Consider the following 21,931-nt stretch of genomic DNA (forward strand, 5'->3'; position numbering starts at 1 on the left):
TGATTACCCTAACCCCAGGGGTTACTCCTGCTTGGTGGACTCCTGTGCACTCGAATTGGTGGTGGTGGAGTTCCGGATCATCGAATCCTGCGTATGGTCCTCCACATGCGGCTCCTGGCCCGCGTCCAAATTGTCCACCGGCAATGGCTTGGCCGCTCCGGCGAGCAGGAGTGCCACCAGTATGGGTGCCATGATTGCGAGCAGCGCGGTGTGGATCCCTGTCAGGTCCCCGAGATAGCCAAGCAGCGGCGGTCCGGCCAGGAACGATATATACCCCAAAGTGGATACAACGGAAACGCGCGCCGCTGAGTGTTTCGGATCGTCGGATGCCGCGGACATCCCCATTGGGAAGGCGAGGGCGGCGCCCACACCCCAGAGGGCCGCACCAATTCCTGCCAGCCAGATGTTTGATGCCAACACAAATAGTCCCAGGCCCGCAGCGGCTGCCGCCATGCTGGCCCGCAGCACGGCAACCCGTCCGTATTTGTCGATGACGCGGCCGCCCAGGAAACGCATGGCCGTCATCGCCAGGACGAACAGAGCGAACATGAGGGCGCCGGTGGATTCGGAGGTGGCGAGACCGTCCACGGATGCCTTGGCGATCCAGTCGTTTCCGGCCCCCTCCGTCAGCGTGGCGCCCAGGACCACAACACCGATCAACAGTGTTCTGCTGTTGCGCCAGGCGGACGGCCCCTTGGCAGGCTTCGGTGCCCCCTCCACGGTGGCTGTTACCAGGTGGGGGAGGAAATAGCGTGGCACCACCAGGGCCACCACGACCACCACGGCGGCGATCACCAGGAGATGCAGCGGAAGATCCACACCCAGGGTGGACAGCCCGGCGCCCACGAGGGCACCCACGAATGCTCCACCGCTGAAGGCCGCATGGAACTGCGGCATGATGGTCCGCCGGAGCTTGTGCTCCACGTCGGCCCCTTCAATATTCTGCGCCACGTCCCACAGCCCGATGCCGATGCCGAAGAAGAAGAGCGACACCGCCGTTCCGGGAATGGAGGTGGCTGAAAGGGACATCGCGATGCCCACGCCTGCCGCCGCTGCCAGCAGGCCCGCAAAGCGCACGGTGTTGGCGGTACCGATCCGGCCCACCACCAGTCCGGCGGTGGGCAGCGCGAGCAGGGAGCCGATGGCCGTGCACAGCAGCAGGGTGCCCATTTGGCCGGACGTGATCTGCAGCGTCTGGGTCACGGCGGGAATCCTGGCCGCCCAACTGGCAAAGACAAGCCCGTTGATGCCGAAGACCACGAACGTGGCCGCGGCGGCGGCTTTCAGTCCTGCCTGCTGTTCCATACCGGTGTTGGTGCTCATACGCTCACTACTTCCACAGAGTATTTTTCGAGTTCTGCCTTGTCCTGTACACCAAATTGCCGGTCCGTGACGATGATGTCCACGCGGTCCAGGCTGGCCACGAGCACCCTCGCGCTGGCCTGCCACTTTGCCGCCGAGGCCGCCACCACCACCCGTGCTGCAGATTCCAGCCCAGCTTTCTTGACTGCTGCATCGTCCAGGTCGTGGGCGAGCAGGCCGTCTTTGAAGTCCACTGCGCAGGGCGTCACCACGGCGGTATCAAATCGGAGGGACCGGATATTGGATTCGGCAAGGGGCCCGCGGAAACATAGTTCGCCGGGCACTACGCTCCCGCCCGGCAGCAACAGTGCAGGCCGGGTGCCGGAACCTCCCTCACCTGCGGTTGCCGCATTGAGGGCCTGCAGGGACATGGGCATCAGGGTCAGTTCCCGGCCTGCCACCGCGCGCGCCACCTCTGTTGCCGTGCTTCCGCTGTCCAGCCACACGTGTTCCCGCTCGGCCAGCAGGCCCGCCACAGCAGCCGCTATGCGGGTCTTGGCGTCCCGGTCCTCCAGCTCGCGCTGCCCGTAGCCGGGGTTCTGGCCCTGGCCGATGAGGCTCCTGGCACCGCCGTGGACCCTGCGGAGGACCCCGTGGCCGGCCAGGATCTCCAGATCGCGGCGGATGGTGGCGCCCGAGGCACCGCAAGCCAGCATCAGCTGTTCAACGCTCACTTCTGACTGCTGCCGGAGGATTTCGGCAATGGTCCGATGCCGGTCGTCCGTCTTCATGATCAAATGCTAACAGCATCTGATCATTTGATCAGTGCATGATCAAAGCCGCGAGTTGCCGCTCAGCGGACGCGGTCAACCCTTTGTTCGTCCCATACCGGCTCCACTGACTCATACACTTTTCCGTCCGATCCGAACACCAGGAACCGGTCGAAGGTCCGCGCGAACCAGCGGTCGTGCGTGACCGCCAGGACGGTTCCCTCGAAGTGGTCGATGGCGCGTTCCAGGGCCTCGGCAGAGTGCAGGTCCAGGTTGTCCGTGGGCTCGTCCAGCAGGAGCAGGGTGGCACCGCTGAGCTGCAGGAGCAGGATCTGGAACCGTGCCTGCTGGCCGCCGGAGAGGGACTCGTACTTCTGCTCCGACTGCCCCGCCAGGCCGTATCCGTCCAGGGCCCCGGCGGCGGCTTCGCGGCCCAGCCCGGACCGGTGCTCGTCGCCGCGGTGCAGGATCTCCAGCAGGGTCTTGCCCAGGAGGTCGGGCCGGACATGGGTCTGTGCGAAGAAGCCGGGCCGGATCCGGGCACCGAGCTTCACCGTCCCTTCATGCGGCACTTCCGCGATCTGCACATCGGAGACGGGCAGGTGCTCGCGTTCGGGATCCGTGCCGCCGGTGGCCAGCAGTCGCAGGAAGTGGGACTTGCCGGAACCGTTGGAGCCCAGGACGCCCACGCGGTCGCCAAACCACACTTCCGTGGAGAACGGCTTCATCAGGCCGGTCAGTTCCAGCCGCTCCGCCACGATGGCGCGCTTGGCGGTCCGCCCGCCCTTGAGCCGCATCTGGACGTTCTGCTCGATAGGGAGGGCTTCCGGCGGTCCAACTTCGAGGAACTTGGCCAGCCGGGTCTGGGCGGCGTGGTAGCGGTTGGCCATGTCGGAGCGGAAGGCGGCCTTGTTCTTGTACATGTTGACGAGTTCCTTGAGCTTGATGTGCTCCTCGTCCCAGCGCTTGCGGAGCTCCTCGAAGCGGGCATTCCGGTCTGCGCGGGCCTCGACGTAGGAACCGAAGCCGCCGCCGTGGATCCATGCCGCGGCGCCGTTGATTCCCGGTTCCAGGGTGACGATGCGGCCGGCCGCGTTGTTCAGCAGCTCGCGGTCGTGGCTGATAAAGAACACCGTCTTCTTCGACTCGTTCAGCTTTTCCTCGAGCCAGCGCTTACCCGGGACGTCCAGGTAGTTGTCCGGCTCGTCCAGGAGCAGGAGGTCATCCGGGCCGGCAAAGAGTGCCTCCAGCACCAACCGCTTCTGCTCACCGCCGGAAAGGGTCGACGCCGGGCGGTGCTGCGCACGGTCAAAGGGCAGTCCCAGCGCGGCCATGCAGACCTCGTCCCAGACGGTTTCGGCGTCGTAGCCGCCGGCGTCGCCCCAATCCACGATGGCCTGCGCGTACCGCATCTGGGTGGGTTCGTCGTCGTGCTCCATCATGGCCAGCTCGGCCTCATCAACCTCGCGGGCAGCGGCCGCAAGGGCAGGGGGAGCGGCGGACACCAGGAGGTCCCGGACGGTGGAGCCGTCCCGCACCTGGCCAACGAACTGGCGCATGATGCCCATGGTCCCGGAGCGGCCCACCACGCCCTCGTCCGGAACGAGGTCCCCGGCAATGATCCGGAACAGCGTGGTCTTGCCGGTGCCGTTGGGGCCAATCAGGGCGGTCTTGGTGCCGTCCGGAACCTTGAAGGTCACCCCGTTCAGGAGCTGGGTGCCGTCGGAGAGGAAGTAGTCGATGCCGGAGACGTCAATATGGGCCACACCGTCAATCCTCCCATGCCCCTCCCTAGCCGGCGGCGGTGAGGAACTGCTTCAGCAGCGGGCCGGAGGTGGTGGCACCCAGGCCGCCGTCCTCCACGAACACGGCCACGGCCAGGTCTCCATGCACGGCCACGATCCAGGCATGGGTCTTTGGCGGGTTCTCGGTGCCGAATTCGGCGGTTCCGGTCTTGGCTCCCACCGGTGCGCCCGGCACGCTGGAGAGGAACCCGGCGTGGCCGGAGGTGACGACGGCGCGCATCATGTCTGCGAGCGATGCCGCCTCCGCTGCCGTGATGGGTTTGTCCGATGCCGTGGACGGCGCCTCGGCCATGGCTGTTGCCGTCGGTTCGGCTGCCGGCGCGGTGGACCCTGCCGTCGTTCCAGCAGCGGGGGCACCGGCGTCGGGGTTAAGGACCAGCTGCACCGAAACGGGGGCGCCCTTGGCGACCGACCCGGCCATGATTGCCGCGGCCAGCGGGGACAGCAGCACCTTGCCCTGGCCGATCATTGAGGCGGCGTGTTCGGTGCCCTGGGCCTGGCCGGGCACGGAGCCCAGGAAGGCTTCGGCGCCAAGTCTTGGCGCCTCCACCGCAACGCCCATGGACGTGGCGGCGGCTTCAAGCTGGCCCTGGGTCACAGAGTCTCGCTGGGAAATGAAGGCCGTGTTGCAGGAGTGCGCAAAAGCGTCCCGCAGGGTGACAGCACCCAGCGAGGTTTCGGGGTAGCCTTCGGAATTCTTGAAGGTCCGTCCTTCAACGTTGAGCGTGGGAGTGCACTGGACGGTGGAATCCGGCGTCATGCCGTTGCGGAACATTGCCAGGGAATCCACCATCTTGAAGATAGAACCCGGCGCGTACTGTCCCAGCATGGCGGTGTTGTAGCCGTTGCTGCCCGGCCCGGAGGCAGCTGCGAGGACGGCACCCGTTGAGGGACGCAGCGCCACTATTGCCGATGCCGGTTTGACCCCCTCCAACGTGCTCTCCGCCAGCGCCTGCAGCCGGGGGTCGAGGGTGGTTTTCAGTGGTGTCCCAGGCTTGGGCTCCACCTGGAAGAGGACGCGGCGGGGGTCGGTGCCGGCCGACTGTATCTGCTCGCGGGTCAGGTCGGCCCGCTGCGCGCGGATGACGACGGCGTCTGAGCCGCGGAGCTGTTCATCGTACTGCTGCTGGAGACCGCCGATGCCGGTGACGTCGCCTGCAGCCAGCTTGCCTTCCGAGGCTTCAATCTGCTCTGCGGAGGCTTCACCCACCGAGCCCAGCACGGCACGGGCAAACGTGCGGCTGGGGGCCAGCGGGATCGATGCCGGGATGCCACGTGCACCCGGGATGGCCTGGATCTGCTGGTCGGAGATGGTCCGGCCCTCTTCCCGCAGGGTGATCGCGGAAACGAAGGCCTGTTCACCGGCGGCCTTGACCTGCTGCACGTAGGCGGCAGGATCCACGCCCACAAGCGCGGCCAGCTTACCGGCGGAATCGGCTGGGTCCGCACCGCCAAGTTGGGGCTTGTCGATGCCAACGTTCACCACGGGACGGTAGGTCACCAGCGGCACGTCACCGGCACCCAGGATGTCCGCGCGCTTGGGCGTCTGGGAGCCCTTGGTCACGATCTCGCTGTCCGCCAGACCGGGTGCCAGCAGGGCAGGGTCCCAAACGGTGAGCCACTTATCGCCGGACTTCTTGAAGCTCGCCCCAACGGTGTACTTCCACTCGGCGTCGCCGAACTTCCAGGTGTAATTCAGAGGGGCGGTTGCCTTGTCGCCGTCGAGCGTGAGCCCGCCTGCCTGGACCTGCGGCTTTTGCGGATCCAGGGCCGCGAAGACCTGGTGGAGCTGGTCGTTGGCCGCTGCAGCGTCCTTGCCCTCAAAGGCCACGGCCCCTACATCCAGGGCCGAGACCGCGCTGGCCAGTTGTTGAACGGCGGCTTCCGCCCCGGACTTTCCGTCATCGCAGGCCACCAGCGAGGTTCCGAGAATGAGCGCAGCTACGGCAAGCGAAAGTTTTGTTGATTTCCCCATCGCGCCATTATCCCCCGGGCCGCCGGCCTGCAGCGCCACCGCTGATGAAGGGCATGGCGTAACAACCGCCCGGCCCAATCACGCTCCGGCAAGCCTTTGGGCCTGGGCGAGCCCCAGGTCCGGAACCGGCAGCTTGAAGACATCCTTAAGGGCGTGCTTTGCGGCATGCATCCCCGGCATGCCCGTAACCCCAGGCCCCGGCGGGGTTGAGGACGAGCAAAGGTAGACGCCCAGCAGCGGCGTCCGCCACGGGACGGGGGAGACCACGGGCTTCTGGATGAGCCCCCGGACGTCCATGATGCCGGCACTGAAATCACCCCCGATGTAGTTGCGGTTGTACTCAGCCAGCTCCGCCGCGGTGATGACGTGCGATTCCACCACCAGGTCGCGGAAGCCCGGAGCGAACCGTTCCAGCTGGGACACGATTTGGTTGGTCATGTCCTTTGTCGAGCCGGAGGGCACGTGGCAATAGGTCCAGAGGGTGTGCCGGCCTGCAGGGGCCCGGCTCGGGTCGAAACGGGACGGCTGGGCCACGAGCACGTAGGGCCGTTCAGGGTGGCGTCCGGCGCTGACCTCGTTTTCCGATCGCGCCAGCTCAGCCCGCGTGCCGCCCACGTGGACAGTACCGGATTCGGACAGGCCACTGGCCTGCCACGGCACCGGCCCGGACAGGATGAAGTCAACCTTGCAGGAGCCGTTGCCGTAGCGGAAACGCTCCAATGCCCGCCGGTAGTGGCCCGGGAGTGATTCCCCTGCCATGTCCAGAAGTCCCCGGGGCGCCACATCCAGCAGGGTGGCCCGGGTGGCAGGAAGCTGTTCCAGCCGGTCTATCGCTGTCCCGGTGTGGATCACGCCTCCATGGGCGCGGATGTCATCAGCGAGTGCTGCCGCTATCGAGGCAGAACCGCCGCGCGGGATGGGCCATCCACCTGCATGCCCCAGGGCGCCAAGCATGAGGCCGGCCCCGGACGCGGCCAGGGAGGGCAGGTGCGAAATGGCGTGCGCGGCCACCCCGCTGAGCAGTGCCGGGGCAAGCTCTTCTCTGAACCGAAGGTTCCACAGCCCGGTTCCCTGTTCCAGGGTCCGCAGCCCGTAAATGCCGGCCACCAGCGGGTTCCGGGGGATTCGGAGGAGCTGATTCTGGGTGAACTCCATGACGTCATCAATATGGCGGACCAACGGTTCCATGAGCCTCCGGTACGCCGGACCATCCTGCCCAAGTGCCTCCGCGGTCTTGTCCAGGGACCTGTAGGCCAAAGCCGCGCGGCCACCCTCCAGCGGAGACCCGAAAGACACGTCCGGCGTAATCAGGTCCACCCTCCGGGGCAGCTCGAAGGCGCGGAAGAAGGGTGAAGCAACGGCCATCGGATGCACCGCGGAGCAGACGTCATGGAAGTGGCCGGGCTGCATCAACTCGGTGGTCCGCGTGCCTCCGCCGATCTTTGGTCCGGCCTCGAAGACCTCCACCGACAGCCCGGCACGTGCCATGACCGCTGCTGCCGAGAGCCCGTTCGGGCCGGAGCCAACTACCGCAACATCAACCATGGGACCTTGCTTTCAACGTGAGGGCGAAGCTTGGGACGGGAGGGGTGAAGGAGTGCGGCGTGGGATGCGCCACCGGAACCGGTCCGGTGCGTCCGCGAAGGGTCCGCCGTGCGGGTCATCGAGGTGGTGCCGGCGGATGGGGTCATATGTGGGGTTGTAGATGTCCCAGGTGACGCGTGCCATGAGGTACGCCACTGCGGCCATGTGCGCAGCAACGGCGAGGACGTAGTACGGCATGTCCAGGTTGTGTTGGGAGGGCCCTGCGCTGGTCACTTGTCCAAGGTACATCCAGATCGCGGCCCAATGGAGGGCTTCGATGCCCTGCCACACCAGGAAGTCGCGCCACCGCGGCCGGGCCAGGGCCAGGAGCGGAATCAACCACACCACGTACTGCGGTGAGTAAACCTTGCTGGTGAGGATGAAGGCCGCGACGATCAGGAACGCCAACTGGGCCAGGCGGGGACGGCGGGGCGCGGCAAGGGCTACAGCGGCAATCCCGGCGCAGGCCAGCACAAAGAACCCGGCGGACAGGACACTGACGCCGTCGGCGCCCAGCCCGGACCAGCCCAGCCTGCCCGCCACCAGGTTGTAGGCGAACCAGGCTGAGCTGTAGCCGGCGCCACGATCGGCGCTGTACTGGAAGAAATAGGCCCAGCCGGAGGGGTTTACCGCCGCGAACGGCAGATTGACCAACAGCCACGTGACGGCTGCACTGCCGCCGGTCACCAGCAGCGGCCGCCATCTGCCCGACCGGATAGCGAGCAGCAGGATGGCTCCGAGTACCAGCACCGGATACAGCTTGGTAGCGGTGGCCAGGCCGATCAGCACCCCTGCAAGGACAAGCCGCATCCGGGCGAAAAAGTACATGCCCACGGCAAGCAGGCAGGCGGCCCAAAGATCCCAGTTGATGGTGCCGGCCAGCACGATCCCCGGGGCCAGGGCCACCATGGCCGCGTCCCAGGGCCGGCGGCCGGGCATGCGGGCAACCACCACCACGGTGACCATAGCCACCGCCGCCAGCAGCACGGCGTTGATGTCAAAGTAGGCCAGAGCCATGGCATTGGGGTCTCCGCCGGGTACCAGCCACGCCGTGACCCCTGCAATGAGTCCTATGAGCACGGGGTATTCGAACTGGCTGCCGCTGCCCAGGACGGGGAAGATCCCCGCTGCCAGGCCACGGTTGCGGAACAGCTCGGGGAAGTCCGAGTAGCAGGTGGCGTAGAACTGCGTGGGCGTCTCCCAGCCGTTGACCCTGCAGTATCCCTTCAGCAGGATCCCCACCAAGGCGGCCAGTGCCGTAAGGACCACCAGCACCCGCTCCACGGTGAAGATGCCGGGGGAGACCACCCCGGGGTCGGTCCTGGATCCCAGCGGACCGCCGAGTACCTCCGTGAAATTCCGCAGCAGGTCATCACTGCGGCTGGGCACCACGATTCGGGGCCGTCGTGCTTCCTCCGGCGGCTGGGTCTCGTGCATGGCATCGAGCTTACAGCCGGCCCCGTCCCAGGAGATCAGTGTCCGGCAGGATCGGGGCCGGCTGTCAGCGCAGGCCGCCCAACTGCTGGTGCATAAGCACGAAAACATCATTCCGGTGCTGCTCCAGCAGGGCGCTGTTGAAGGAACTGCGGCGCTGCAGTGGGCGGGACAGGAGTCCCATGATCACTCGCATCAAGGGAACCACCTCCTTTCATTGCTCATCGGGTGCAAAAGGGCATGGCGAATTAGCGCCGACCTTTCGCACGATAAATCTCGGGAATAAGGGCGCAGATATTCCACAAAAGGGAATTAATGAAAATTGCGCAGAAAAACGCAATTTACGGTATACCTGACTGCGGAGAAGCCGTAGAACTGCACAAAGCCGAATGCAAAGCTCTCTGAGCAGGGCTTATTCGACGAAAGAGCAGGGGCTAAGCCGGAAGCTGTTCCGGGAAGTCAGTGAAGAAGCGCAGCGTTCCAGGCAGGCCAGGTGATATGGCCGAAACCTCGGAAAGGGATCCCGGCCGGGACGCCGATGCAGGTGCGGTTAGCGGCGCCGCAGCAAGCCCGCGAAGGCTGCCGGGCGGAGGGAACCGGAGTTGACCGAAGCTACGCATGCGTCATCAGCAAAGGCCGGGAACGCATTGATGGGGGCATTCCATTCGCCAGTCAAAGTCATCATTTTCCCAACCTCCTTTTCTGCTGTCCGCTGCGTAGGGTGCGATGCGGTCTGCGACCCGGGCAGATCACCGTGGGGTCAGAAATAAAGCTACCGCAGGAATCAGCAAAATGCCAGCAATTTCCCGGAAAAGATCAGAAACTAATGAAAACGGGGATTTACAGGCCCCACCGCACAATAGCGGGCGTCTTTTTATCCCATCCCAAAGTGCAGACCTTGGCGGTGCCCAGGATAAAGTGCCGGCCTTCGGTAGGCGGCAATTCCAGCCAGCGCGCGGTGAGGATCCGGGAGAAATGCCCGTGTGCCACGATCAGCACGTTGTCCATCCCGGATTCCAGGATCCGGCCGATGATCTTGTCCGCACGCGCGGCCACCTCGTCCAGCGTTTCTCCGTTGGGCACGCCGTGCGTCCAGATCAGGTAATCGGGGTTGTCCTTGCGGATCAGGTCCGAGCTGATGCCCTCATAGTCGCCGTAGTTCCATTCAACGGCGAGCGGTTCGTGCCTGGCGTCAGGGAAGCCGGCCAGTTCGGCCGTCCGCCGGGCCCGCCGCAGCGGAGAGGTAAGCACCAGGTCAAAGTCGACGCCGTCCAGCACCTTGCGGGCCTCCACGGCCTGCTGCTCGCCTTCCACCGTCAGGGGAAGGTCGGTCAGGCCTGTGTACTGCCCGCTCTTGGACCATTCAGTCTCACCATGGCGGAGGATCCAGAGCTGGGGGCGTGGGGCAAAGGCGGAATTGGTCACTTGGGCTCCTCAACGGGTGAAGGTTCGACGACGGCCGGAGAGGCTTCTGCCCCGGGCCCGGCAGGTGCGGATTCAGGCTGTTCGGCCCACCAGCGGAGCAGGCGCGCCTCCGCTTCCTCCGTGGGCAGCGGTCCGTGCTCCATCCGCTCATTAAGGAGGAATTTGTAGGCCCGTCCCACCACGGGTCCTGGCTTGAGCCCCAGCAGGGCCATGATCGCGGCTCCGTCCAGGTCCGGGCGCACGGCGTCCAGGGATTCCTGTTTGCGGAGCGTGGCGATCCGGGACTCAAGATCGTCATAGGCGAAGGACAGCCGGTCGGCCTTGCGCTGGTTGCGGGTGGTGACGTCGGAGCGGGTCAGCCGGTGCAGCCGTTCCAGCAGTGGACCAGCGTCGGTGACGTAGCGCCGGACGGCCGAGTCGCTCCAGCCGGCGTCACCGTAGCCGTAGAAGCGCATGTGGAGCTCCACCAGCCGTGCCACGGCCTTGGTGGTGTCGTTGTCGAACCGGAGGGCTTTCATCCTTTTGGTGGTGAGCTTGGCACCCACCATGTCGTGGTGCCGGAAGCTCACCGCGCCGCCCGGTTCGAAGCGTCGCGTAGCCGGCTTGCCGACGTCGTGCATTAATGCAGCAAAGCGCAGCACGAAGTCCGGGCCGGGCACGGGGCCCTCCGCGTCGGTTTCAAGCGCGGCAGCCTGCTCCAGGACCTGGAGGGAGTGCTGGTAGACGTCCTTGTGTCGGTGGTGCTCGTCGGATTCGAGGCGGAGGGCGGAGACCTCAGGCAGCACATGCTCCGCCAGCCCCGTGTCCACCAGGAGGTCGATGCCTGTCCGCGGCCGTGCGCCGCACACCATCTTCACCAGTTCGTCGCGCACCCGCTCGGCGGAAATGATCTTGATCCGGTCCGCCATGTTGGCCATGGCCTCCCGGACGTCGTCCCGGACGGAGACGCCCAACTGGGCAGCGAACCGGGCGGCCCGCATCATTCGCAGGGGGTCATCGGAAAAGGATGCCTCCGGAGAACCGGGCGTGGCCAGCAGGGAGGCGTGCAGGTCGCGTACGCCGCCGAAGGGATCCACCAGTTCCATGGAGGGCAGTTTCAGCGCCATGGCGTTGATGGTGAAGTCGCGGCGCAGCAGGTCATCGGTCAGGGAGGAGCCGAACGCCACCACGGGCTTGCGGGAGTCGGGATCGTAGGCCTCCGCACGGTAGGTGGTGATCTCGATCTGGAAACCGGCCTTGCGCATGCCGATGGTGCCGAAGGCCTTGCCGATCTCCCAGAAGTTGTCGGCCCACTTCTTGATCAGTGCCACGGTCTGGTCGGGCGTGGCGTCGGTGGTGAAGTCCAGGTCGGGGGAGGTCCGGCCAAGGAACAGGTCGCGCACGGGACCCCCCACAAGGGACAATTCGTGGCCGGCGTCCACGAAGCGCTGCCCGAGCTCCAGGACCACCGGATCCACCTTGAAGTCGACAGTGTGGGTATCAATCTTGTGATGTGCGTGCGACATAGTTCCTTAAGCTTGGCAGAAACCAGCGCCGCGGCAGTCCAAAAAAGCATCCGGATCCGCGCTGGTTGGCGTTCCCTGGCAGAAAGTACGTCATATCCCGTCCATGTTGGTGTCATGTTCCGGTCATCACCGGAGGGCAACAGTCGTTAGAGTGGACTCCATGGCCCATCCAGTACCGAGCGCTCCAGGCAGGAGGACAAACGCACCGTTGCCGTCGGCAATCGGGGCGCACGTTGCCCCTGCCCAGCAATCGGCGCCGGCGTCCTTGCCCACGGTGGAGGAAGTCTCCGCCGGCGGCGTCGTGGTGGACACGTCCGACGCCGAACTGAGGGTGGCGATCATCGCCCGCCTTAACCGGGGTGGCCGGCTCGAGTGGTGCCTGCCCAAGGGCCATCCGGAGGGCAAGGAAAACAACGAAGAGGCCGCGGTCCGGGAAATTGCCGAGGAAACCGGGATCGAGGGCATCATCCTGGCCCCCCTGGGCAGCATCGACTATTGGTTCACCGTCAGCGGGCACCGGGTGCACAAGACCGTGCACCACTATCTCCTGCGCGCCACCGGCGGCGAGCTCACCATCGAGAACGATCCGGACCAGGAAGCCGTGGACGTGGCCTGGGTGCCCATTCAGGAGCTGGCACGGAAGCTGTCCTTCCCCAACGAACGCCGCATCGCCGACCTCGCCCGCGAAGTCCTGCCGGGACACCTCTAAGCCCGGACGCCGCCGTCGTCATTGCGGTGTTAAGTGCCCGCGGGTGAGACGATGAAGTCGATGTCAGCTACCAACTTTCCTTCCGACCGGTCCGGCCGGCCCGATGATGCGGCACCCGATGGCGTGCCCCCCGAGCCGGCGGCGCCGGACATCTCCCAGCCCGCAGCAGCGGGCGTCAGCGAGACGCGCTCCAGTGCCATCATGGCTGCCGGCACGCTGGTGTCGCGCTTCCTGGGCTTCGGCAAGACCTGGATGCTGGGTACGGCGCTGGGACTTGGATCAACGGTCAATGACACGTTCATCAACGCCAACAACCTGCCCAACCTGATCTTCCTGCTGGTGGCCGGCGGCGTGTTCAATGCCGTGCTGGTCCCGCAGATCATCAAGGCCAGCAAGGCTCCGGACAGGGGAGCGGATTACATCAGCCGGCTGCTGACGCTGGCTGTCCTGCTCCTGTTCGGCCTGACGGCGCTGGTCACCCTGGCGGCTCCCGCGGTGATCGAGCTGACCACCCAGGGCTACTCGCCCCAGCAAAAAGCCCTGGCGGTCACGTTCGCGTTCTGGTGCCTCCCGCAGATCTTCTTCTACGGCCTTTATGCCCTGCTCACCCAGGTGCTGAACGCCAACGGCGCGTTCGGCCCTGCCATGTGGGCACCAATCCTGAACAACCTGGTGGCGATTGCCGGCCTGGGAATGTTCATCTGGATCTTCGGCACCAACGAGTTCAGCCGCCACACCATCGACAACTGGGGTGCCACGGAAACCCTCCTGGTGGCAGGGTTCTCCACCATCGGCGTGCTGTCCCAAACCGCCATACTGCTGATTCCGGTCTTCCGGCTCAAGCTCGGACTTCGTCCCCGGTTCGGGTGGCGGGGCGTGGGACTGGGCCACGCTGCCCGGCTGAGTATCTGGACGCTCCTGACGGCCGCCGTCGGGCAGCTCGCCTTCCTGTACGTCATGCGCATCGCCACTATCCCCGGCGCGGAACGCATCCGGCTGCAGGAGGCGGGGGACCCGTCCGCCTCCACCCTTCCCGGCAACGCGGTCCTTGAGGTTGCCAGCCAGCTGTACCTGCTGCCGCACTCGATTATCGCGCTGTCCCTGGCCACCGTGCTGTTCAACCGGATGACCCGGGCGTCGCAGGACGGCAACCGCGCGGAGCTGCGCGACGCCCTCTCGCACGGCCTGCGAACCATGGCCGTGGCCACCGTTTTCGGCGCCCTGGCACTGTTCGCCCTGGCCGGTCCGCTGGGCATGTTCTTTTCGGGCGGCCTGCGCCAGGACGGCGTCATGCTGGCCCAGACGCTCACCATCCTGGCCCTCAGCACCCCGTTCATGAGCGCCAACTTCATGATGTCCCGCGTCTTCTACGCCAATGAAGACGCCCGCACGCCCTTCTACGTGCAGCTGCTCCTCGCGGTGGTGTACGTGGCCGGTGCGTTCGCCATTCAATTCCTGCCCGTCGGCCGGATCATCTACGCCATCGCCGTCCTTTATATGGTGGGCAACATCCTCTCCGTGGTCATCAGCGCGTTCTTCCTGCGGCGCATGCTGGGCAGCCTCGACGGGCCGCGGATCGCCAACTCCTACATCCGAATGGGGTACGCGGCCCTGGGCTCGGCCATCGCCGGTGCTGGCGCCCTGTGGCTGATGGGCAGCTACAACCCTGACGGTTTCGCGTGGAGCGGCCGCCTCCAGGCACTGGTGACGGTCGCGGTGGCAGGACCCGTCATGCTGGCCGTCTACTTCCTGCTGCTGCGGCTGTTCCGCGTCTCCGAGCTCAGCGACATGCTCAGGCCTCTGCTGGGGCGGCTTGGCCGCGGCGGCCAAACGCCTGCTCCGGAAGCCGGGCACGCGCCGTCGTCCGCCCCTGCTGAAGGTTCCTCCGGGCACCGTCCTGAACGGGCCACCACCTCCGTGGACACCGGCCTCATCCCACGGATCTCCGGCGAATTCGACGCCGTCTCCTTCCGTGCGGGCCCGGATCCGCAGCGGGGCTCACGCCGGCAGGAAACGTACGACGGCGGCGCCCGGCAGGGTGCCGAAGGAGGCTACCTGCCGGGCGAGGACCAGCCAAGCACTGCCCGTGGGGGCCTGCTCAGCGAACAGGTTCCGCTCCCCGGCCGCCGGACCTATCAGGGCAAAGCCGGCGAGAACCCGTACTTCAGCAGCCGGCGCAAGCGTAAAAAGTGACCCGGGTGTGGCCCGGCGCCCGTCTTCTCCGCGGTCGTCCGGGGCGGATCGGCTAGGATCGAACAGGTACAGGGGTAGTTGCATTCAGGGTTGGCCGTGCGCGGCGCCTGAACGGCGGTTGCGTCATCGAGGCCGGCGATCCCGGACAGTCTAGGAGGAACACGTGTCCAACCCGATCGATGTCGGATCAGTACTGGGCGGCCGCTACAAGGTCACCGCCACAGTGTTGGCCTCGCATGACCACGATCTGGTGCTGGACGGTGTGGACCAGGTCCTCAACCGCCCGGTCAGCATCCTGGTTGCCGGGCCGGAGAACACGGAACAGGTTGCCCAGAGCGCCCGGGAAGTGGCCACCGGTGAACGCCCCGGCACCGTGCAGGTCCTGGACCTGGGCGTCACCGAGGACGCCACCTACCTGATCACCAACCACACCTCTGCCGCTGACCTGCTGGACCTGGTGGTCACCCCGAACCCGCCCTACATTGAACCCTTCTTCACGGACACCCTGGGCAGTGAAATCTTTGGCCAGCCGCGGTCCCACGAGCCCGAGCCGTACGACGAGGAAGACCACGTCGAGGCCGGCTACATCAACTACGGTGATTCGCACCCCAGCCAGGTTGATCCGTACCGTGCCGCTCCCGCTGTACCGCCCCGGCCTGCCGTTCGCCCCGCCGCGCAACAGCCTGGTTCTCAGCAGCCGGCGTCTCAGCAGCCCGCCCCCAATGGCCACCGCGGTGCCGGAGCTGCTGCGGGTGCAGCTGCGGGAGTCGCCGGTGCTGCCGCCGCTACCGGTGCTGCTGCTTCAGGTGCTGGTGCTTCAAAGGCAGGGACGGGAGCCTCCCGGGTAGACCCCGATGCCACTGCTGCCCAGCCGGTAGCCAACCGTGCCCCTTCCCCATCCGGACGCGCAGCCTCCGCGGAGGCAGACACGGGCCCGAACGATACGGCGGCCGCCGGCAGCACCCAGGCGCAGCCCGCGGCCGAGCAGCGCAAGCCGAAGGTTTCCCTGTGGTCCGAGGACGATTACACACAGGCGGGGGACCAAGACCGCTACGAGGAAGCCGAGTTAGCCGAGCACGAAACGCGGCCGGTCAAGAGCAAGTCTGCCTTGTTCGCCCGCGCGGCGTCTCCGGCTGCTGCGGGAGTCTCCTTCACTGACCGGGACGACTACGACGATGACAGGGATGAATCCCAAAACCAGCCCCGTTCCATGCGCTGGCTGGTTGGGGGCCTGCTGGCCGTGGTTCTGATTGCCGGCCTGATTTTTGCCGTCACCAACCTGGGCAGCCTCTTCACCTCTGAACCGCAGGCCCAGCCGACGGCCGCACCCGCAGCGAGCACCACCGCGCCGCAGCCGTCCGCCCCGGCAACGCAGGCAGCCCCCTCGAAACCTCCGGTTGTTGCGCCGGTTATCGAGAGTGTCAGCCGGCAGGGTAACTTCGACTTTGCCGCCACGTTCGACGGCGACTTGATCAAGGCGTACGACGGCAATGCCGCAAGCTACTGGTCTGACATGGAGTTCGCCACGGAGAACTGGGGTGGCCTGGCCCCGCAGGGTGTTCCCCTCGTGGTGAAGCTGAAGAGCCAATCCACCGTCTCTTCCATCACGCTCTCCCAGCTTGGGGGATCGGGTGGCAACATCAGCGTTTACACCAATGACCGGCCCACCACGGACGGTGCCAAGCTGGTTGGAACCAATAGCTTCACTTCCACTGACCTGAACATGCCCCTGCCGGAGCCGGTGCAGGCACAGTACGTGATTGTGTCCATCAACTCACTGCCCAAGCTTGCGGCTCCCAAGACCCGTTACGGCTACGGCCTCCGGCTGGCTGAGATCAAGGTCCAGTAGGGCGGAGGCCCGGGGGCTTCACGACTATGCATGTTACTGTCTGGAGCGACTGAGCCCAGGCGGGAATGTAGTTTGGGAAACGCGCCCTGCCTGCGATCGCTCGTCTTTCATCCTGCCGGCGGTTTGCCTTGCTTGGGCGCTGGAATATTCAGCACCCGGACACAGTTGTGCCATGTGGCCGGCCTCCACGGGGAGGCGAGTCGAACAAGGAAGAGGTTCACGGTCCAGTGACCATCGAAGATAAGACGGCGTCGGATGTTCGCGACGTCATCATTGTGGGCTCGGGCCCGGCAGGCTATACGGCAGCCGTTTATACCGCCAGGGCGGACCTCAAGCCGCTGCTGTTGGCCGGGTCCGTGACTGCCGGCGGCGAGCTGATGAACACCACGGACGTGGAGAACTATCCCGGATTCCCCGAGGGGATCATGGGGCCGGACCTGATGGAGAACTTCGAGAAGCAGGCCGCCCGCTTTGGGACGGAGATCCAGTTCGAGGATGTAACCGCGCTGGAGCTGGAGGGACCGATCAAGACGGTCACCATCGCCACGGGGGAGACCTTCAAGGCGAAGGCTGTCATCCTCTCCACCGGATCCGCGTACCGCGAGCTGGGGCTCCCGAATGAAAAGCGGCTCTCCGGCCACGGAGTTAGCTGGTGTGCAACCTGCGATGGTTTCTTTTTCAAGGATCAGGACATCGCCGTCATTGGCGGTGGAGACTCAGCCATGGAAGAGGCCCTGTTCCTCACAAAGTTTGCGAAGTCAGTAACGGTTGTCCACCGTAGGGACACGCTCAAGGCTTCCAAGATCATGGCCGACCGCGCGCTGGCCAACGAAAAGATCCGTTTCATTTGGAACACCACTGTTGATGATGTGCTGGGAACTGAGAAAGTCACCGGTCTTCGGCTGAAAAACCTTCTCGACGGGACAGAGTCGGAGCTCGATGTTACAGGTGTTTTCGTAGCCATTGGCAACGACCCACGGACCGAACTCGTCAAGAACGTCCTCGCCCTGACCCCCGAGGGAACCATAGCGGTGGAGGGTCGTAGCTCCAAGACAAGCCTTTCCGGCGTGTTTGCTGCCGGTGACGTCGTTGACCCCACCTACCGCCAGGCCATCACCGCCTCAGGTTCCGGTTGCGTGGCAGCAATTGATGTTGAGCACTACCTGACAGATCTGCCCGCATAATCAGCGCACTGTAGTCCGAAGAGAAAGATAGGTTATGAGCAACGCTAAAGATGTAACTGACGCAAGTTTCAGCACTGACGTTTTGTCGGCCGATAAGCCGGTAATCGTAGATTTCTGGGCCGAATGGTGCGGCCCCTGCCGCAAGCTGGGCCCCATCCTGGACGAGATCTCTATCGAGTACAGCGAAAAGGTAGACGTCGTCAAAGTAAACGTTGACGACAATCCTGCTATTGCCGCTGAGTACGGAATCACCTCGATCCCTGCCGTCTACCTCTTCCAGGGCGGTGAGGTAAAGAGCACCGTTATCGGTGCCAAGCCCAAGCAGTTCTTCGAGAAGGAATTCTCCGACGTTCTGTCCTAAGCTCAAGCGCCCATGCTGAACGTGGGCCAGTAGAAGAGCGGCCACTGCCTGGAGGCGGTGGCCGCTCTTTTTCATGTGTGGGTTCTATGCTCAAATCCGTGCCTCCTGTGCACTGCTAGGCATAATGGGCTGTCACTAGTGGGCGGGCAGCTGCTGGATGTCTGTTTCACGTGAAACATGCCTTGTGTGGGTGAGGGTGCGAAGGGAATTCCAGAACCGAGGCCTACTTTTTAGTGGAACAGCTCTTGCACATTCAGGTTCGTCGTCGGATCGAACCTAGAGAAGCGCCTGGATTTGTGTGGGAACGGCTGTTATCGGACTTTGGAGTCACCCAGTTCAGATGGGCGGCATCTGAAAGGCATTGGCACGGACTAATTGCCTGGGCCACGCTAGTAGGGGCATGCACCCTTCACATAACCCGAGCGACCAATTTGTTTCACGTGAAACGGAGCCAAAGGCGGCCATCCTTCTCCGTATAAAGCTATTGCGCTATACGCCGTGGCGCTAGGCGACAAAGTCGCAGCAGATATCGGCCTGTAGGAGCCAGACCTGCGCAATACAAGGCATACGCTTCAAATCAACGAATCGTTGAAGCTCCAAGCACCGTGAATAAGTGGACGTGCTGTACGGCCTGCTGCTCCTAATGCGTCCAGACCGAGGTTCCTGCTGGCTATGCACCGGGGTGGCGGCTCCGTGCGTAGCGCTTGATGTGCTTGTCCCGCGGCACCAGATTTTCCTCGTCTTCCCGTACGCGTTACCAGTCCTGCCCAACGCTGCTCCCACTCCATCAATCGACGAACGTACCCTCCAAAGCCACGCTGCCCGATTGCACGACGTAGCGTGAAGTAAGGCGCGAGAGGTCCCGTAACGGTCGCTGGAGGATCCGCCTCCCTCCGCGCTGGAAATGTGCAGCACAAAGCGGCCGGGCGGGCTCACAAGTGATCGTTTTACGGCCTACGTGCTGCAGCGCTATTGGAGTCCGACGTACAGCCGCCTAGTGGTCACCGCCTTTATGACCGCAAATCGACCCGGCGGACCAGATTTGGCAGCGGGCAGCCGTGCTGACGCACCGCTCTCCTAGAATCTCCGGCGTAAGGCCAGCCCTGTCGCGGGGCACACTGAAAGCACCGAGCATACGACACCTAAATCGCGCTGTTGGGTCCTAAGCATGGCGATGCGGGCGAAGGCATGAAATTTCCACAACAAGAGGAAACTGAGGATCGCGACGTTTCACGTGAAACAGCTGCTTCACGAACCAGCCATGTTTCACGTGAAACACAGAAGCGGCCATCCGAGGTCGTACGCCGAAAACAGGACAGCATGCCCCCTGCGGGTAAGACGCTGCGGTGCCTAGGGCTGGGTTCGTGAATTGCAGAGACCCCACGGCCGGGGAGCGATTCCGTGGAATTCCCGGGGACATGCCATAATCTTCGGTCCGCAGCACGCGCTGCACCTTGCGCGGCAGACATCCTGTCGCACTCGATCCCTGGTTTGAGCAGAACACCGGTAGGCACCTGCAACGGGGCCATTCGGAAGTGCGAGTGTGACCGCAACGACGACTGTTAGCACCCAGCATGGCCTCCGCCCGGGGTTTCCACTTCCACCCGTACCAGGTACGCAAGTGAGGCAACAGGCAAGGTCGACTCGTGTGCAGGCAAGGCAGTTAGCCAGGCGCCTGCAATCAAGCCGGCCGTCCGTCCTGTCACCAGCACCGCATACAGTAGGCGTGAGGGACATGACCGCCAAGAGGACGGAACAACTCATCCGCCGAGCGAACTTGTCCCCACGGTTATCCACAGACCTACGCTCGGGTTTCCACAACATTATCCACAGCCGAAAGCGGCGGCCATCTTTCGACTTACTTGTTGGTTGCACGCGACTTGCTGGCCGCCGCCTCCCTGGAGGTAAGCACTTAGGCCTGGGTCGCCGTCCCTAACAGGTGGCGCCCTGACCATAAGCGCACCAGGCAGGATGACTTACCAACCGAAAGTATGTGCATATCGATGCTGCAGCCCTCGCTCCCGCCGCTAAAGGCGGGTTTCACGTGAAACACTAATACTCTTGCCATGTGCGCGCAGATGACGATATTGGTCACCAAGACCATGGCCTCAGTGTGACGCTGCTGCAGCCTGCCGTGAAGGGGCCGGCCGTGGCCGGAATCCACAAAGATATTCACAGCGTTATCCACAGCGTTATCCACTGGATGCTTGGAGGGGCGAAACATAGGCCCCAAGGGTTCGAGGATCCCATATCAAGGTGCCAGAAGTGTAGCTCAAGCCTAATAGGGATCGTGCTCCCGCAGAACGGGACCGTCCAGGACGAGCAGTACATGAGCCTCGCAAATCTACTGTAAGGGCCAGACGGACTACGTTGCGGCTTGTCGGTGGACTATGCCATGTGCTCAGTGTGGCCCTTACAGAGATCGAGTCCATGTTGCCAGGGCCTTCTATGCTTCCGAATCCAAGACTTAGCAGCGATATATAGCTGTCCTATCGGCGCAGAATACGCCGCCCTGGCACCGCAGTCCTAAGAGGAGAAGGAGTCCCGGCCGTACAAAGCGAGATGAGGCATGACCTACAGACAGTCGCGTCCTCCTCAAGAAATAGCCTTGAGGCGTTGCCCGTTAAAGAGAGTGAACTGCGAGGCTCGACGAGACCCGAACATCACGTTCGTGCGGACGGAGATCGCTGTCTATAGCCCGTAGGACGGCTGCAGCCAAGGACAACGCCAGGTGCATGACAGCACATATAGAGTGACGGAAGAAGCTGTCGTACAGGGGTGCCCCCTGCCTCCGCTGCGGGCGCCCTCTAAAAGTAGGGCAGAACGAGGGAGCGATAGCAAGTCCGGCTGCCTACACCAGCGGGACACTACGCCGTTTTCCTGGCCGAATACGAGGGTCCGAGCACGATTCACGAATGGCTGGGGTCGTTTCACGTGAAACATCTGGGACCTACCGTCGGTGCGAAAGGGGGAGCGGTCCCTGGCGCGGTCGTACGATCCTTCGAGCCAGAATCCCCAACCCGGAACTTCTAACCGCGGCTGAAATGCCGCGAGTAGAGCGCCCGTAGCCTCACGATCTGTCGCTTAACGTGTTGCCGCTTACATGTGCGGCTCCTGATGTTTCACGTGAAACAGCCGCCTACGTCTCCAACTTTGAATGTCACGCGGCTTACCAACGACCATCCGAAAAGGACTACCTCCAAGCAGATTCGGTTAAGGCGCTCTGCCGCTAGCAATACACACACCGATCCGTGCGTCACACTCAAACGCGGTGTTCCGGACCCGCCTTCCGTAGTTGCAGCACAACCTCCCTCCCGCCGAAGGCAAATGATGCTGCGCTAGGTGCGGCAAGCTGAAAGCGTGAGGTCGGAAACCTGCCTGTCGCCTACAGCGACACACGAGACATGGCCCGCTGCAGGCCCTCCTCCCGCTGCAATATACCTCTTGCACGTCCGACACCAGCGTACAAAGCGCAAATACGTATTCATTTGAAGCAAACGTCGGTATTGGCGGTTCTATTATGGGACGCCCGAGCACCAAGGATAGGGCTTGATACCCAGGAAAGGCATGCTCTGCACAGTTCCCAGCGGAGTCCGTCCTCCTCAAAAACAACGCAAGGAAACGGGAAGTGCCAACCCCACGCATTCCTCCACCCAATCAAGGACAACAAGGGGCGGCAAATGCAGATACCTCAACGAAAGAGGGGGTAGGTCGTCCGCGGGGGGCTCGGACCTATGCCGTTTGTAAGCACACTTGGCGGCTGGAGAGCTAGATGCAGAACATCTGTCAGTGTGGGGGAAAGGACAGCGCTGGGCCCGCCAGCACACCCTTGTTT

The 21,931-nt window shown here is 64.1% G+C and carries 15 protein-coding genes; 5 read left to right on the forward strand and 10 right to left on the reverse strand.

Annotated features, from left to right (window positions below):
- Nucleotides 1–21: 21 nt before the first annotated feature.
- The 10 genes from ACFO0G_RS13720 to ACFO0G_RS13765 all read right to left on the reverse strand — a co-directional run bounded on the left by ACFO0G_RS13720 (nt 22) and on the right by ACFO0G_RS13765 (nt 11,800).
- Nucleotides 22–1,323 (reverse strand): MFS transporter, encoded by a 1,302-nt coding sequence (locus tag ACFO0G_RS13720; RefSeq protein WP_376978254.1) that lies wholly within the window; start codon nt 1,321–1,323, stop codon nt 22–24.
- A complete protein-coding gene (locus ACFO0G_RS13725) occupies nt 1,320–2,093 on the reverse strand; it encodes a DeoR/GlpR family DNA-binding transcription regulator (RefSeq protein ID WP_376978256.1) in 774 nt (257 codons plus the stop codon). The genes ACFO0G_RS13720 and ACFO0G_RS13725 overlap by 4 nt, the downstream gene beginning before the upstream one ends.
- Before the next feature lie 62 nt (nt 2,094–2,155).
- Complete coding sequence (locus ACFO0G_RS13730) at nt 2,156–3,838, reverse strand: ABC-F family ATP-binding cassette domain-containing protein (protein ID WP_376978258.1); 1,683 nt, start codon at nt 3,836–3,838, stop codon at nt 2,156–2,158.
- A 25-nt stretch (nt 3,839–3,863) separates the two neighbouring features.
- Nucleotides 3,864–5,852, reverse strand: coding sequence for a penicillin-binding transpeptidase domain-containing protein (locus ACFO0G_RS13735; RefSeq protein WP_376978260.1), 1,989 nt, complete (start codon nt 5,850–5,852; stop codon nt 3,864–3,866).
- A 78-nt stretch (nt 5,853–5,930) separates the two neighbouring features.
- Nucleotides 5,931–7,397: a phytoene desaturase family protein gene (locus ACFO0G_RS13740; protein ID WP_376978262.1), complete on the reverse strand. Its 1,467-nt coding sequence runs from the start codon at nt 7,395–7,397 to the stop codon at nt 5,931–5,933.
- 12 nt (nt 7,398–7,409) lie between these two features.
- Nucleotides 7,410–8,873, reverse strand: a complete 1,464-nt coding sequence (locus tag ACFO0G_RS13745) for a glycosyltransferase family 87 protein (RefSeq protein WP_376978264.1) — start codon at nt 8,871–8,873, stop codon at nt 7,410–7,412.
- A gap of 64 nt (nt 8,874–8,937) precedes the next feature.
- Nucleotides 8,938–9,069, reverse strand: a complete 132-nt coding sequence (locus ACFO0G_RS13750) for a hypothetical protein (protein ID WP_286400596.1) — start codon at nt 9,067–9,069, stop codon at nt 8,938–8,940.
- Nucleotides 9,070–9,420: 351 nt separating this feature from the next.
- A complete protein-coding gene (locus ACFO0G_RS13755; RefSeq protein WP_376978266.1) occupies nt 9,421–9,555 on the reverse strand; it encodes a hypothetical protein in 135 nt (44 codons plus the stop codon).
- 155 nt (nt 9,556–9,710) lie between these two features.
- Nucleotides 9,711–10,295 (reverse strand): histidine phosphatase family protein, encoded by a 585-nt coding sequence (locus tag ACFO0G_RS13760; protein ID WP_142132017.1) that lies wholly within the window; start codon nt 10,293–10,295, stop codon nt 9,711–9,713.
- Nucleotides 10,292–11,800 carry a CCA tRNA nucleotidyltransferase gene (locus tag ACFO0G_RS13765; protein ID WP_286400600.1) on the reverse strand — a complete coding sequence of 503 codons (1,509 nt, stop codon included), beginning with the start codon at nt 11,798–11,800 and terminating at the stop codon, nt 10,292–10,294. Before ACFO0G_RS13765 ends, ACFO0G_RS13760 begins: the two co-directional genes overlap by 4 nt.
- Nucleotides 11,801–12,008: 208 nt before the next feature.
- On the opposite strand from ACFO0G_RS13765, the gene ACFO0G_RS13770 reads away from it, so the two are divergent.
- The 5 genes from ACFO0G_RS13770 to trxA all read left to right on the forward strand — a co-directional run bounded on the left by ACFO0G_RS13770 (nt 12,009) and on the right by trxA (nt 18,096).
- On the forward strand, nt 12,009–12,509 hold the full coding sequence (locus tag ACFO0G_RS13770; RefSeq protein ID WP_159629410.1) for an NUDIX hydrolase: 501 nt from the start codon (nt 12,009–12,011) through the stop codon (nt 12,507–12,509).
- A 60-nt stretch (nt 12,510–12,569) separates the two neighbouring features.
- Nucleotides 12,570–14,702 (forward strand): murein biosynthesis integral membrane protein MurJ, encoded by a 2,133-nt coding sequence (gene murJ, locus ACFO0G_RS13775; protein WP_286400602.1) that lies wholly within the window; start codon nt 12,570–12,572, stop codon nt 14,700–14,702.
- A 163-nt stretch (nt 14,703–14,865) separates the two neighbouring features.
- Complete coding sequence (locus ACFO0G_RS13780) at nt 14,866–16,551, forward strand: ABC transporter substrate-binding protein (protein WP_286400604.1); 1,686 nt, start codon at nt 14,866–14,868, stop codon at nt 16,549–16,551.
- A 227-nt stretch (nt 16,552–16,778) separates the two neighbouring features.
- Entirely contained in the window at nt 16,779–17,735 is a 957-nt protein-coding gene (gene trxB / locus ACFO0G_RS13785; protein WP_286400606.1) for a thioredoxin-disulfide reductase, read from the forward strand.
- A 34-nt stretch (nt 17,736–17,769) separates the two neighbouring features.
- Entirely contained in the window at nt 17,770–18,096 is a 327-nt protein-coding gene (trxA, locus tag ACFO0G_RS13790) for a thioredoxin (protein WP_376978269.1), read from the forward strand.
- The last annotated feature ends 3,835 nt before the right edge of the window (nt 18,097–21,931 follow it).

Origin of the sequence: Arthrobacter sedimenti (genome assembly GCF_042652025.1) — a bacterium.
Taxonomy (GTDB): Bacteria; Actinomycetota; Actinomycetes; order Actinomycetales; family Micrococcaceae; genus Arthrobacter; species Arthrobacter sedimenti.